A 12,877-nucleotide genomic window follows, 5' to 3' on the forward strand; every position below is an offset into this window, starting at 1 on the left:
AGGACCCTGGCATGCGCCGCCGCACCCTCCTGTCCGCCACAGCCGCGTTCTCCCTGCTCGCCCTCACCACCGCCTGCGCCACCGGCGCCGACTCCTCGGCCGCCGCGAAGGACGGCACCACCACCGTCACCCTCGCGCTGGACTGGACCCCGAACACCAACCACACCGGCATCTACGTGGCGTTGCGGAAGGGCTGGTTCGAGGACGCCGGGATCGATCTGCGGATCGTGCCCTACGGCTCCACCCCTCCCGAGACCCTGATCGCCAACCACAAGGCGGACTTCGGGATCTCCTACCAGGAGGGCGTGACCACGGCCCGCGCGGCGGGTCAGGACATCACCTCGGTGTACGCGGTGACGCAGAAGACGAACGTGACCGTCGCCGTGCGGGCGGACCGCGACGACATCTCCTCCCCCAAGGACCTGGACGGCAGGACGTACGCCGGATTCGGCGCGCCCTACGAGAAGCCGCTGCTGCGGAAGGTGATCCAGAACGCGGGCGGCAAGGGGGACTTCAAGCAGGTCACCCTCAACACCTCGGCGTACGCGGCGCTCTACGCGGGCAAGGCGGACTTCGCGATGCCGATGCCGACCTGGGAGGGGCTCGAGGCCGAGCTGAGCGGCAAGCCGCTGAAGAACTTCCAGCTGTCCGACTACGGCTTCCCGGCGATCTACTCGACGCTCATAGCGTCCTCCGACCGGTTCCTGAAGAAGAACCCGGCGGTCGCGAGGACGTTCCTGGCCGCCGTCGACAAGGGCTACCGCTTTGCGGCGGCCCACCCCGACCAGGCCGCCGACCTCCTCGTCGCCGCCAACAAGAGCGTGCTGACCAACACCGCACTCGTGAAGAAGAGCGAGCGGTTGCTGGCGAAGGAGTACTACAAGGGCGCCGACGGCACCATCGGCACCCAGACCGCCCAACGCTGGCAGGCCTTCGCCGACTTCGAGTACCGGGCCGGGCTGCTGAGCGACGCCGACGGCAAGAAGCCGGCCAAGACGCCGGACGCGTCCGAGTTCTTCACCAACGCCTACCTGCCGGACACCAAGTGAGGTCTCTCCTGCGGTCGTTGTGGCCGCCTCTGCTGGTGCTGGCCGTCGTGCTCGGCGGCTGGCAGCTGTACGTCACGACGGCGGGCGTGGACCCGACGACGCTGCCGTCCCCCGCGCGGGTCGTCGAGCAGGGCTGGGTGAACCGTGCGGACCTGTGGGCGCAGACCCTGCCCACGCTCCAGGAGACGCTGCTCGGTTTCACGCTGTCGTTCGCGGCGGCCTGGCTGGTGGCCGTGCTCCTCGACTTCTCGGCCGCGGCCCGCCGGGGCCTGTACCCGCTGCTGGTCGCCTCGCAGACGATCCCGATCGTCGCCGTGGCACCCCTGCTGATCATCTGGTTCGGCTTCGGGCTGCTGCCGAAGATGCTGGTGGTGACGCTGACGACGTTCTTCCCGCTGGCGGCGAACCTGGCCGCCGGCTTCGCGGCGACCGACCGCGAGGCCATGCGGCTGCTGCGCTCGCTGGGCGCGGGGCGGTGGCGGGCCTTCCGGCTGGTCCGGGTGCCCAGCGCGATGCCGTACTTCTTCGCGGGGCTGCGGGTGAGCATCACCTACGCCGTCGTCGGCGCCGTCTTCGCCGAGTACGCGGGCGCCGAGGCAGGACTGGGAATCTATATGCAGGCGCAGAAGAGCGCGTTCCGCACGGACCTGGTGTTCGCGGCGGTCGCGGTGACGGCGGCACTGAGCATCGCGCTGTTCGGGGCCACCTTCCTGCTGCAACGGCTGGTGCTGCCGTGGGAGCGGAGGGCCGGGAAGTGAGCAGTCTGCACATCGAGGACGTGGGGAAGTCCTTCGACGACCTGGAGGTGCTGCGGGATCTCCGGCTCTCCGTCGAGCCGGGCGAGTTCGCCGCCGTGATCGGCCCGAGCGGGAGCGGCAAGAGCACCCTGTTCAACCTGGTGTCCGGCCTCGACCGTCCCACGTCCGGCCGGGTTCTGGTGGAGGGAGAACCGGCGTCGGTGGCCTCCGGCAAGGTCGCCTACATGCCGCAGAAGGACCTGCTGTTCCCGTGGCGGACCGTGCTCGACAACACCGCCCTGGGCCTGGAGGCCCAGGGCGTGCGGAAGAAGGAGGCGCGGGCCAGGGCGGACGCGCTCTTCGCCGACTTCGGTCTCGACGGATTCCAGCAGGCGTATCCCTCCCAGCTCAGCGGAGGGATGCGGCAGCGGGCCGCACTGCTGCGCACCGTGGTGCTGGAGCGGCCGGTGCTGCTGCTGGACGAGCCGTTCGGCGCGCTGGACTCGCTGACCCGCACCGAGATGCAGCTGTGGCTGGCCGGGATGTGGCAGCGCCACCGGTGGACGGTGGTGCTGGTCACCCATGACATCCGGGAGGCCGTGCTGCTCGCCGACACCGTGCACGTCCTGTCGCGGCGCCCGGCCACCGTGGTCCGGCGCGTCGAGGTGCCGCTGGCCCGGCCGCGCGGGGCGGACGACTTCACGGCGCCCGGTTTCACGGCCACCGAGCAGATCGTTCTGGAAGCGCTGCGTGGACCGACGGCGGTGCGGACACCGTGAGTGCGCATCTGGCCCACGGCCTGGGTACCGAGCCGGTCGAACCCGACTGGGCGCCGCTGACCGACACCGAGGTCACCGATGTGGTCGGCCCGGCGCGGGTGGTGTGGCGCAGCCCGCGCCCGCTGTCGGCGGCGGCCGTCGTCGAGCGGGACGGACGGCGCCTGTTCGTGAAACGGCACCATGTCACCGTACGGTCCCTGGCGGGTCTGGCCGAGGAGCACGCGTTCCTGCGGCATCTGCGGGAGCGGGGCGCGCCGGTGGTGGAGGTGCTGGACGCGGCGGAGCGGGGCGAGTGGACGTACGAGGTGCACTCGGCCGGGGCGGGTGAGGACCTGTACCGGGACGCGCTGTCCTGGTCGCCGTTCCGCTCCCCCACGCACGCGCGGGCGGCGGGCGAGGCGCTGGCCCGGCTGCATCTGGCGGCGGAGGGGTTCGACGCGCCCCGCCGCCGGGTGCAGCCGCTGGTGGCCTCGTTCACGGTGTTCGCGGGGGAGGATCCCTGGACCGGACTGTCACGGTATGTGGCGGACCGCCCCCAGCTGGCCGCCGCTCTGGCCGGTTTCCCCTGGCGCGAGGACACCCGCAGGGTGCTGCTGGCGCTCCATGCGCGGCTCGCCCCGCACCTGCCTGCCCTGTCCCCCCTGTGGACCCACAACGACTGGCACGCCTCCAACCTCCTGTGGGACGGCGAGGGGCGGGTGGCCACCGTCCTCGACTTCGGCATGAGCGACCGCACGACCGCCGTGCACGACCTGGCCACGGCGATCGAGCGCAACGCCGTGCAGTGGCTGCGGCCCGGCTACCCGGTGCGTGAGGAGGACGCGGTCTCCCTCCTCACCGGCTACCAGGCCGTACGTCCGCTCGGCCCCGCCGAGTCCGCCGCGCTGCCCGCCCTCCTGCCCCTGGTGCACGCCGAGTTCGCGCTGTCCGAGCTCGGCTACTTCCACGGCGTCACCCGGTCCGCCGAGAACACCCGGCTGGCGTACGAGTACTACGTGGGCCACGCCGAGTGGTTCGCCGGGGACCGCGGAAGACATCTGCTCGACGTCGTGGCGCACGCCGTGGGAGCTCCCGCGGTTCAGCTCGGCCGGGGGGAGTGACCCCGGCGGCGCCACTCCTCGGCGAGGAGTTCGTAGGAGCGGACACGGTCCCGGTGGTCGTGGGTGATGGTGGTGATGAGCAGTTCGTCGGCGCCGGTGGCCTCCTGGAGTTGTTCCAGCCGGTCGGCGACCTGGGACGGTGAGCCGACGAACTGGGTGTCGAGGCGGTCCTGGACGAGTGCGCGGTCCTCGTCGCTCCACTCGTGGGTGCGGGCCTCCTCGGGCGTGGGGAACGGGATCGCTCCCTCGGCGGTGCGGATGCTGCGGACCCACAGGCCGTAGCCGGTGGCGAGTTCGCGGGCCGTGCCGTCGTCCTCGGCGACCACGACGTCCGCGGAGACGCTGACGTACGGCTTGTCGAGGAACTCGGAGGGCTGGAAGAAGGAGCGGTAGCCGTCCACGGCCTCCAGCACCGTGGCCGGGCTGACGTGGTAGTTCGCCGCGAAGCGCAGTCCGCGGCCGCCGGCGACCTCGGCGCTCCGGCCGCCGCTGCTGCCCAGGATCCACACCTCGACGTCGGCACCCTCACCGGGCACGATGTGCGCCTGCGCGCCCTCCTCGGTGCGGTAGGTGCCGGCGAACAGGGCGAGGATGTCCTCGATCTGCTCGGCGTAGTCCTGCGACGTCGCGCCGGGCAGCAGGAGCAGCTCGTGGTGCAGGGCGAACCGGGGGGAGCTCAGCAGGCCGTCGAAGGAGAAGCGGGGCGGGATGAGCAGGCCGTTCGGGGCCCGGCCGTCGACGACCGGCGTCACCGTGGCCGGCGGCACCGGCTTCCCGCCCGGCGGGCGGCCGCCCGAGCGGCCGAGGCCGAGGTCGAGGCGGCCGGGGTGCAGGGCGTCGAGCAGCCCGAACTCCTCCACCGTGGACAGCGCGGTGCGATGCCCGAGCTGCACCGCTCCCGAGCCGATCCGGATCGTGGAGGTGGCGGAGGCGGTGAGGGCGAGGACGACGGCGGGGGACGTACCGGCGACGCCCGGGTTGAGGTGGTGTTCGGCGAACCAGTAACGGGCGTAGCCGAGGTCTTCGGCCCGCCGGGCGAGGTCCACGGAGTTGCGCAGGGCGTCCGCGGCCGTCGATCCGGAGGAGATCGGGACCAGGTCGAGGACGCCGAGGGGGATCTCAGGCATGGGCGGGCTCCCCGGTGGCGGGACGCACCGGAGCCCAGGCGAACGGCGGGTCCGGTATCTCCTTGCGCAGCACCGGCGCCACCTCGGACTGGAACAGCTCCAGCGAGTCCCGGTGGCGGCTGTCGGTGAGGCCGCCCGCGTCCGCGTGCAGATGCAGCACGGTGTGGCCGAGCTGCTCGTGGTAGCGGTGCACCTTGTCGATGATCTGCTGCGGGCTGCCGATCAGGGCGGAGCTGCGGGTGACGAAGTCCTCCAGGGTGTCGAAGACCACCGGCAGGCCGACCTGCCTCTGGAACGCCAGGTTCGCCTCGAAGACCGGCCGGTACACGGCGAGCGCCTCCTGGGAGGTGCGGGTCACGAGGAGCCCGGCCGAGCCCGCGCCGACCGTGACGGCCGCCGGATCGTGGCCGTAGTGCTCCCACCGCTCGCGGTAGTGGCGGATCAGCTCGGCGTAGGGCTCCATGGGGCGGGTGACGTTCGCGGAGAACAGCGGGTCGCCGTAGCGGGCGGCCAGGTCGACGGACTCCTTGCTGGTGGCGCTGCCGTGCCAGACCCGGACCGGCCGCTGGTACGGCCGCGGCCACACCTCGGCGTCCTTCAGCTCCGGCCGGAAGCGGGTCGCCGCGGTCACCCTGTCGTTCCGCCAGATCTGCCGGAACACCTCGTAGCTCTCGGCGTTGCGCTCCCACTGGTCCTCGGGGGTGACCTGGAACAGCTCGCGCTGGGCGGCCCCGTTGCCCTTGCCGATGATCAGGTCCAGCCGGCCGCCGGAGAGGTGGTCGAGGGTGGCGTAGTCCTCGTAGGCGCGGACCGGGTCGAGGAGGCTGAGGGTCGTCACCGCGGTGAACAGCCGGATCCGCCGGGTCAGCGCGGCGATGTGGCTGAGGACGACGGTCGGCGAGGAGGAGAGGAACGGCCGTTCGTGCCGCTCCCCCACGCCGAAGCCGTCGAAGCCGAGTTCCTCGGCGAGCAGGGCGTTGTCGAGCACTTCGCGGAAGCGGTCCTGGGTGGACTTCAGGACACCGGTGAGCGGGTCCGGGCGGTGCACGATCAGGGTGATGGCGAGGAACTTCACGACGCGGCCCGTTCGCCCGCCGTCTCGTCCACGGGGATCCCCCCGCTCGAGCGCGGACGGGAGTCGGGGAGGGCGAGGCCGAGGTGGTCGCGCAGGGTGGTGCCCTCGTACTCGGTGCGGAAGACGCCCTTCTCCTGGAGCAGCGGGACGACCTTGTCGGCGAACTCGTCCAGGCCGGTGGGGGTGATGTGCGGGACGAGGATGAAACCGTCGCTGGCGTCCGCCTGGACGTACTCGTCGATGGTCCGGGCGACGGTCTCGGGTGTCCCGACGAAGTTCTGCCGGTTGCCGGTCTCGATGACCAGGTCGCGGATGGACCAGTTGTTGGCCTGGGCGAGCTCGCGCCACTCGCGGGCGACGGCCAGCGGGTCCCGGTACATGCGGACCTGGGCGCGGCCCCGGGAGATGTGCTGCTCGCCGACCACCGGGTCGACGTCGGGGAGGGGGCCTTCGGGGTCGTACGAGGAGAGGTCCCGGTTCCAGACGAACTCCAGGTGCTTGAGGGCGGTGGCGCCGCTGACCTGGCGGCGGCGCACGTCCTTGGCGATCTCCTGGGCCTCGGCGTCGGTGTCGCCGAGGACGAAGCTGGCGGCCGGCAGGATCAGCAGCTGGTCGGAGCGGCGGCCGTACTTGGCGAGGCGGGACTTGACGTCCGTGTAGAAGGCCTGGCCCGCTTCGAGCTGCGCGTATCGGCTGAAGATCGCGTCGGCGCTCGACGCGGCGAACTCGCGGCCCTCGTCGGAGTCGCCGGCCTGGAAGATCACCGGGCGGCCCTGGGGGCTGCGCGGGACGTTGAAGCGGCCGTGGATGTCGAAGTGGTGGCCCTCGTGGACGAAGGCGCCGGCCTTGGCGTCGCCGAGGAAGGTGCCGGTGGCCGGGTCGGCGACGATCTCGTCGCCCTGCCAGGAGTCGAAGAGTTCGGTGGCCGTGGCGAGGAACTCCTGGGCGCGGGAGTAGCGCTCGTCCTGCGGGAGGAAGCCGCCGCGCCGGAAGTTCTCGCCGGTGAAGGCGTCCCAGGAGGTGACCACGTTCCACGCGGCGCGGCCGCCGGAGAGGTGGTCGAGGCTGGCGAACTGGCGGGCGACCTCGTAGGGCTCGTTGAAGGTGGAGTTGATGGTGCCGGTCAGGCCGAGCCGGTCGGTGACGGCGGCGAGCGCGGCGAGGACGGTGAAGGTGTCGGGGCGGCCGACCACGTCCAGGTCGTAGATGGCGCCGCCCTGTTCGCGCAGCCGCAGGCCCTCGGCGAGGAAGAGGAAGTCGAACTTGGCGCGTTCGGCGGTGCGCGCGAAGTGGGCGAAGGAGCTGAACTCGATGTGGCTGCCGGCCTTCGGGTCGCTCCACACGGTGGTGTTGTTGACGCCGGGGAAGTGGGCGGCCAGATGGATCTGCTTCAGGGGCTTGCTCATGGTGGTCGGCTCTCCGTCCGGCTCAGGCTGCGGCGTAGCGGTTGGCGGGGCGGGACAGGCCGAGCAGTCCGCGCAGGGTGTCGGCCTCGTAGGCGTGGCGGAAGACGCCCCGGCGCTGGAGTTCGGGGACCAGGCCCCGGGTGATGGCGGGCAGGTCGTGGCCGGCGACGGCGGGCCGCAGCCGGAAGCCGGTGAGCCCGGCCTGCGCCAGTTCCTGGAGGAGGTCGGCGAGTTGGGCGGGGGTGCCGGTGAAGATCCGGGCGTCGCTGGTGTACGCCTCGCCGGCGAGGGTGTCGAGGCGGTCGCGGCGGGCGGCGGCCTCGGCGGGGTCGTCGTCGAGGAGGACGACGAGGTCGCCGAAGACATGCAGGGGCTCGGCGGCGCGGCCCGCGGCCTGCTGCTCGGCGCGGATCTCCGCGACGATGGCGCGGGCCTGGTCGGTGTCGTGCGGGGTGACGAAGCCGACGTCCGCGGCGCGGGCCACCAGCCGGTACGGCACGGTGGCGTGGGCGAGCGCGGCGACCACGGGCTGGCCCTGCGGCGGGCGGGGGGTGATGGAGGGGCCCTTGACGCTGAAGTGGCGTCCCTCGAAGTCGATGTAGTGCAGCTTGTCGCGGTCGATGAAGCGGCCGGTGGCCACGTCCCGGATCTCGGCGTCGTCCTCCCAGCTGTCCCAGAGGCGACGCACCACCTCCACGTAGTCGGCGGCCTCGTCGAAGAGTTCCGTCACCACCGGGCCGTGGTAGTCGTCGATGCGCGGGATCGTCCGGCGGCCGAAGTGGTCGGCGTCGCTCGGCCGGGCGGTGATCTGGACGCGCAGTCCGGCGCGGCCGGTGCTGACGTAGTCGAGGGTGGCGATCGCCTTGGAGATGTGGAACGGCTCGGTGTGGGTGGTCACCGCCGTCGGCACCAGGCCTATGTGCCGGGTGAGCGGGGCGACGCGCGAGGCGACGAGCACGGCGTCGAGGCGGCCGCGCACCTGGTCGGTACGGTCGTCCGGGTCGAGGAGGTGGGAGGACTGGGGGCCGAGGCCGTCCTCGAGGGTGACGAAGTCGAGCAGGCCGCGCTCGGCCTCGGCGACCAGGTCGGCCCAGTAGCCGGCGGTGAACAGCTCCTGGGGGCGGGCGACCGGCTCGCGCCACGAGGCGGGGTGCCAGCCGGTGCCGTCGAGGGCGACGGCGAGGTGGAGGGGAGAGAGGGGGGTCGAGGACACGGCGGTGCCTTCCTGGAGGTCCGTACGAGGGCGCACGTCACCCGTGCGAGGGTGCGGCGGGAGGGGAACCGGTCAGGAGCAACAGAGCGCGCCGGCCACGCGCTGGAGGTCGATGTGGGGCCGGGAGTGAAGGCGCACGGCCTGGCATATGAGCATCACGGCCGGCACCTCCCCCTGTCGGGCGCCGGGCGGCGCCTTCCACACGTCGTCATGAGTCACAACGGCCCGGTCCCGCCGGATGTTCCCGGGGTGCGCACCGACACGATGACCGAGCGGCGGCGGAGCCGGAAGCCGAGGGACTCGTAGAGACGGATCGCCGGGGTGTTGTCGGCGGCGGCATGCAGGAACGGGGTGTCGCCGCGCTCGCGGATGCCGTGGCCGACCGCCCGGATCAGGCGGGTGGCCAGGCCCTTGCCCCGGTGGTCCGGGTCGGTGCAGACGGCGCTGATCTCGGTCCAGCCGTCGAGTCGGAGCCGTTCGCCGGTGAGGGCGATCAGCCGGCCGCGGTGGCGGATGCCGAGGTAGGTGCCGAGGAGGACGGTCCGCTCGAGGAAGGGGCCGGGGCGGGTGCGGGCGACGAGGTCGAGGATCTCCGGCACGTCGTCGGGTCCGAGGCGTACGGCCTCGGGGGCGGGCTCGGTGCGGAACTCCTCGGTGGCGACGAGTTGGACGCCCTCACCGCCGCCGGTGATCTCCCAGCCGTCGGGAGCGTTCTCGACGGGCTTGATCCGTACGGTCGTTCCGTCTCCGGCGAGGGCGTGCAGGTCGGCCCAGGCGGCCGGGTCGCGCGGGTCGGCGAGGGCGGCGAAGGCGTAGACGTCGGCCGGGTAGCGGGCGGCACGGCCGACCCGTTCGGCGAGGTGGGCGTGCGGGCCGGTCAGGGCGGCCCAGACGGCGTTGTCGAGGGGGTGGTCGCCGGTGACGGTGGGGGCTCCGCCTCCGCGGAGGACGATCGGGGAAGCCACGGAGGCGGAGTCCCTTCCTGGTGGTGTGCCTAACTCAACTTGCATGGATCACCGCTGCGATGGCGGTGTGTCAGGAGTTGTCCAGCGGCAGGCCGGGCGGGTTGACCTCGGACTTGGCGACGGCCTCGTTGGAGAGGTTGTAGGCGGCCAGCCACTTGGCGTACTGCCCGTTCTCGATCAGGTAGTTGATGGCGTCGGCGAGCGGCTTGGCGAGGCCGCTGTCCTTCTTGGCGGTGGCGGCGATCAGGCCCTGGAGCGTCTCACCGGCGCCGGAGAAGGTGCCCGCGTTGCGGGTCGCGTTGGCGGTGCCCGCAGTCTGGGAGACGTTGTAGGCGATGCCGGGGTTGGGCCCGAAGTAGGCGTCGATCTTGCCGCTGCTGAGGGCCAGGTACAGGCCGTTGCGGTCCGGGTAGTACTTGATCGTGAGCTTCTTGCCCTCGGCCTCGAGCTTCTTCTTCCACTCCAGGAGGATCTTCTCCTGGTTGGTGCCGGAGCCGACGGAGACGGTGAGGCCGGCGAGGTTCTCGTAGTTGCCGTCGAAGTTCCACGTGCTGGACTTCTTCACCTCCCAGCCGAGGTTGTCCTGTCGGTAGGAGGCGAACTCGTACTTCTTCTTGCGCTCCTCGGTGTCGGTGACGTTGGAGAAGGCGGCGTCGACCTTGCCGCTGTCGATGCCGACGAAGAGGTTCTCCCAGGTGAAGTTCTTCGTCTCGGGCTTCAGTCCGAGGACCGCGGCGACCAGGCGGCCGAGGTCGGGCTCCGCGCCGGTGAGGGTCTTCTGGTCGTCGCCGACGTAGGCGAGCGGGGCGAAGCCGGAGGGCAGGGCGCCGATGCCGATGGTGAGCTTGCCGCTCTTCCTGACGGCGGCGGGCAGTTCGGCGCTGATCGACTTGACCTCGGAGACCTTCAGGGTGGTCTCCTTCGCGGCGCCGTTGGAGACCCGGCCGATGGTCACGCTGCCGGAGGCGGCGGATCCGGCCGTGGTCGCGGCGTCGCTCTCCCCACCGCAGGCGGCGAGCCCGGTGGCGAGGGTGGCGACCGCGGTCGCCGCGGTGATGCCGCGAATCAGGCTGCGTCGGGTGAAGTGGGTGGGCATGGCCGTCCTTTGTGACTGGGTGAGAGGAGAGAGGGTGACGCTGTGGGGGGAAGTTCAGGGGGCTCGGTCAGAGGACCTTGCTGAGGAAGTCCCGGGTCCGCTCGTGCCGCGGCTTGTCCAGGACCTCGTGGGGCGGGCCCTGTTCGACGATCCGGCCGCCGTCGAGGAAGACGACCTTGTCGGCGACCTCGCGGGCGAAGCCGACCTCGTGGGTGACGATGACGAGGGTGGTGCCGCTGGTCGCCAGGTCCTTGATGACGGCGAGGACCTCGCCGACCAGTTCGGGGTCGAGGGCGGAGGTGGGCTCGTCGAAGAGGATGACGCCGGGGCGCAGGGCGAGGGCGCGGGCGATGGCGACGCGCTGCTGCTGGCCGCCGGAGAGCTGGCGGGGGTAGGCGCCGGCCTTGTCGGCGAGGCCGACCCGGCCGAGGAGTTCGCGGGCGAGGTCCTGCGCCTGGGGCTTGGTGAGCCGGCCCGTCGCCACGGGGGCGGCGGCGACGTTGTCCAGCACGGTCAGGTGCGGGAAGAGGTTGAAGTTCTGGAAGACGAAGCCGATGCGGCTGCGCTGGCTGAGGATGGTGCGCTCGCTGACCTCGCGCAGCCGGCCGCCGTGCCGGCGGACGCCGATCGGCTCGCCGTTGACGCTGACGTGGCCGATCTCCGGCTTCTCCAGGTGGTTGATCACCCGGAGCAGGGTGGACTTGCCGGAGCCGGACGGGCCGAGGATCACGGTGACCTCGCCGGGCCGGACGGTGAGGCTGACGCCGTCCAGGACGCGATGGGCGCCGTACCACTTGTGCACGTCGTGCACCTCGACGGCGGCGGGCACCACCTCGGCGGGGACGTCGGCCTTGAGGGTCTCGGCGGTCATACGGCGGCCTCCCGGCGGATGCGGGCCCGCAGGTCGGCGAGACCGGTCCGCAGCTGCTGCAACGGCGTCGGCGGCAGGGAGCGGGTGGCGCCCCGGGCGTAGTACCGCTCGACGTAGAACTGGACGACGGAGACGAGGCTGGTCAGGATCAGGTACCAGACGGTGACGACCAGCAGCAGCGACACGATGTCGCCGGGGTACGTGGCGCCCATGGTCTGCGCGGTGCCGAACAGGTCGAGCAGCGACACGTAGAACACCAGCGAGGTGGACTTGACCAGGCCGATGAGCTGGTTGACGTAGTTCGGGACGATCGAGCGCAGGGCCTGCGGGAAGACGATCCGGCGGAACTGGTAGCCCTTGGGCAGGCCGAGCGCGGCGGCCGCCTCGTGCTGGCCCTGGTCCACGGAGAGGATGCCGCCGCGGACCACTTCGGCGGCGTAGGCGGCCTCGTTGAGGCTGAGGCCGACGACCGCGATCACCATGTCGGTGGCGAGCCGTGACTCGTCGAAGGTGAAGAACGCGGGGCCGAAGGGGACGCCCACGCTGAGCGTCTGGTACAGGGCGCTGAAGTTGTACAGGAACAGCAGGACGACGATCAGCGGGATGGAGCGCAGCGCCCAGACGTAGGTCCAGCTGACGGCCCGCAGCACCGGGCTCTTCGAGAGTCGGGCGAGGGCGAGCAGGATTCCGCCGAGCAGGCCCAACACCGCACTGTAGGCGGTGACTTCGAGGGTGATGAGCAGTCCGTCGAGGATCACGGGACGCAGGAACCAGTAGCCGAAGCGGTCCCACTGGTAGAACGGGTTGGACACCAGGCCGTGCACGAACTGGGCCACCAGGACCAGCACCACGGCGGTGGCGATCCAGCGTCCCGGGCGGCGCAGTGGCTGAACGCGCTGTGCGGTGAGCTTCTCTGACGGGGTGTCGGCGGCGGGTACCTCGGCGAGGGTCACGGCGCCTGGGGGTTCACTCATGGTGGGCTCCGGCGGGAGTCGGGCACCCCGGATCGACGCAGCCGTGATGAGCCGCTGGGGATCAGCGCGCGGCGCACGGATGCGTACGAGGGAACCGGGGTGGGGCGGTGGGCGGCACACCGCTCGGGCGGTGTTCGTCAGGAACGCGGGGGCGGGGCGAAGGAAGAGAGGTCAGCCCCGACAGCGGGCACGGCCCGGTGCGGTACACAGTGCGCTGTTCACGCGGAGCAGATCGACGGCGCGGTTGGCGGCGAACAGGTTCGACAGGTTCGCGTACGGCTGTACGCAGCCCTGGGGACGGCGTGCCGCCGTCCTGGGAGCTGCGTACATCTCGTCACCATCACTGTTCCGGCCCTGTGGGCCTCGCGCTTACCGAAACGTCATCCGGTCCGGTCGTCACCTGGGGCACCCCACCGCGGAGCGAGGGTTGCCGGTCAGCCAGCCAGGGCTTGTCGCTGACGCTCATGACCGTTCTACCTACAAGT

At 71.6% G+C, this 12,877-nt stretch carries 13 protein-coding genes and 1 riboswitch; of the genes, 4 read left to right on the forward strand and 9 right to left on the reverse strand.

The features are described 5' to 3' along the window. The first annotated feature begins 11 nt into the window (after positions 1–11). Genes AQJ64_RS24330 through AQJ64_RS24345 form a run of 4 tightly spaced genes read left to right on the forward strand, consistent with a single transcriptional unit; the run spans position 12 to position 3,665 of the window. Positions 12–1,049, forward strand: coding sequence for an ABC transporter substrate-binding protein (locus tag AQJ64_RS24330; RefSeq protein WP_055634365.1), 1,038 nt, complete (start codon positions 12–14; stop codon positions 1,047–1,049). Further along, entirely contained in the window at positions 1,046–1,807 is a 762-nt protein-coding gene (locus AQJ64_RS24335) for an ABC transporter permease (RefSeq protein WP_055634366.1), read from the forward strand. The genes AQJ64_RS24330 and AQJ64_RS24335 overlap by 4 nt, the downstream gene beginning before the upstream one ends. Then, entirely contained in the window at positions 1,804–2,565 is a 762-nt protein-coding gene (locus AQJ64_RS24340; protein WP_055634367.1) for an ABC transporter ATP-binding protein, read from the forward strand. The genes AQJ64_RS24335 and AQJ64_RS24340 overlap by 4 nt, the downstream gene beginning before the upstream one ends. Continuing rightward, positions 2,562–3,665 (forward strand): phosphotransferase enzyme family protein, encoded by a 1,104-nt coding sequence (locus tag AQJ64_RS24345; RefSeq protein ID WP_055634368.1) that lies wholly within the window; start codon positions 2,562–2,564, stop codon positions 3,663–3,665. Before AQJ64_RS24340 ends, AQJ64_RS24345 begins: the two co-directional genes overlap by 4 nt. Here the strand turns inward: AQJ64_RS24345 and AQJ64_RS24350 are convergent. The 9 genes from AQJ64_RS24350 to AQJ64_RS24385 all read right to left on the reverse strand — a co-directional run bounded on the left by AQJ64_RS24350 (position 3,644) and on the right by AQJ64_RS24385 (position 12,392). Then, positions 3,644–4,792, reverse strand: coding sequence for an LLM class flavin-dependent oxidoreductase (locus AQJ64_RS24350; protein WP_055634369.1), 1,149 nt, complete (start codon positions 4,790–4,792; stop codon positions 3,644–3,646). The two genes, AQJ64_RS24345 and AQJ64_RS24350, sit on opposite strands and share 22 nt — an antisense overlap. Then, on the reverse strand, positions 4,785–5,867 hold the full coding sequence (locus tag AQJ64_RS24355; protein WP_055634370.1) for an LLM class flavin-dependent oxidoreductase: 1,083 nt from the start codon (positions 5,865–5,867) through the stop codon (positions 4,785–4,787). Before AQJ64_RS24355 ends, AQJ64_RS24350 begins: the two co-directional genes overlap by 8 nt. Further along, positions 5,864–7,273: an NtaA/DmoA family FMN-dependent monooxygenase gene (locus AQJ64_RS24360; protein WP_055634371.1), complete on the reverse strand. Its 1,410-nt coding sequence runs from the start codon at positions 7,271–7,273 to the stop codon at positions 5,864–5,866. The genes AQJ64_RS24355 and AQJ64_RS24360 overlap by 4 nt, the downstream gene beginning before the upstream one ends. A gap of 22 nt (positions 7,274–7,295) precedes the next feature. Next, positions 7,296–8,486, reverse strand: a complete 1,191-nt coding sequence (locus tag AQJ64_RS24365) for an LLM class flavin-dependent oxidoreductase (protein ID WP_055634372.1) — start codon at positions 8,484–8,486, stop codon at positions 7,296–7,298. Between the two features lie 72 nt (positions 8,487–8,558). After that, positions 8,559–8,642, reverse strand: coding sequence for a putative leader peptide (locus tag AQJ64_RS52445; protein ID WP_397805927.1), 84 nt, complete (start codon positions 8,640–8,642; stop codon positions 8,559–8,561). A 59-nt stretch (positions 8,643–8,701) separates the two neighbouring features. Further along, positions 8,702–9,451, reverse strand: coding sequence for a GNAT family N-acetyltransferase (locus tag AQJ64_RS24370; protein WP_055634373.1), 750 nt, complete (start codon positions 9,449–9,451; stop codon positions 8,702–8,704). A gap of 70 nt (positions 9,452–9,521) precedes the next feature. After that, complete coding sequence (locus tag AQJ64_RS24375; protein ID WP_055634374.1) at positions 9,522–10,547, reverse strand: ABC transporter substrate-binding protein; 1,026 nt, start codon at positions 10,545–10,547, stop codon at positions 9,522–9,524. A 67-nt stretch (positions 10,548–10,614) separates the two neighbouring features. Further along, on the reverse strand, positions 10,615–11,418 hold the full coding sequence (locus tag AQJ64_RS24380; protein ID WP_055634375.1) for an amino acid ABC transporter ATP-binding protein: 804 nt from the start codon (positions 11,416–11,418) through the stop codon (positions 10,615–10,617). After that, positions 11,415–12,392 (reverse strand): amino acid ABC transporter permease, encoded by a 978-nt coding sequence (locus tag AQJ64_RS24385; protein ID WP_055634376.1) that lies wholly within the window; start codon positions 12,390–12,392, stop codon positions 11,415–11,417. The genes AQJ64_RS24380 and AQJ64_RS24385 overlap by 4 nt, the downstream gene beginning before the upstream one ends. Positions 12,393–12,752: 360 nt before the next feature. Continuing rightward, positions 12,753–12,862: riboswitch (SAM riboswitch) on the reverse strand. Positions 12,863–12,877 lie beyond the last annotated feature (15 nt).

Origin of the sequence: Streptomyces griseoruber (genome assembly GCF_001514205.1) — a bacterium.
Lineage (GTDB): Bacteria > Actinomycetota > Actinomycetes > Streptomycetales > Streptomycetaceae > Streptomyces > Streptomyces griseoruber.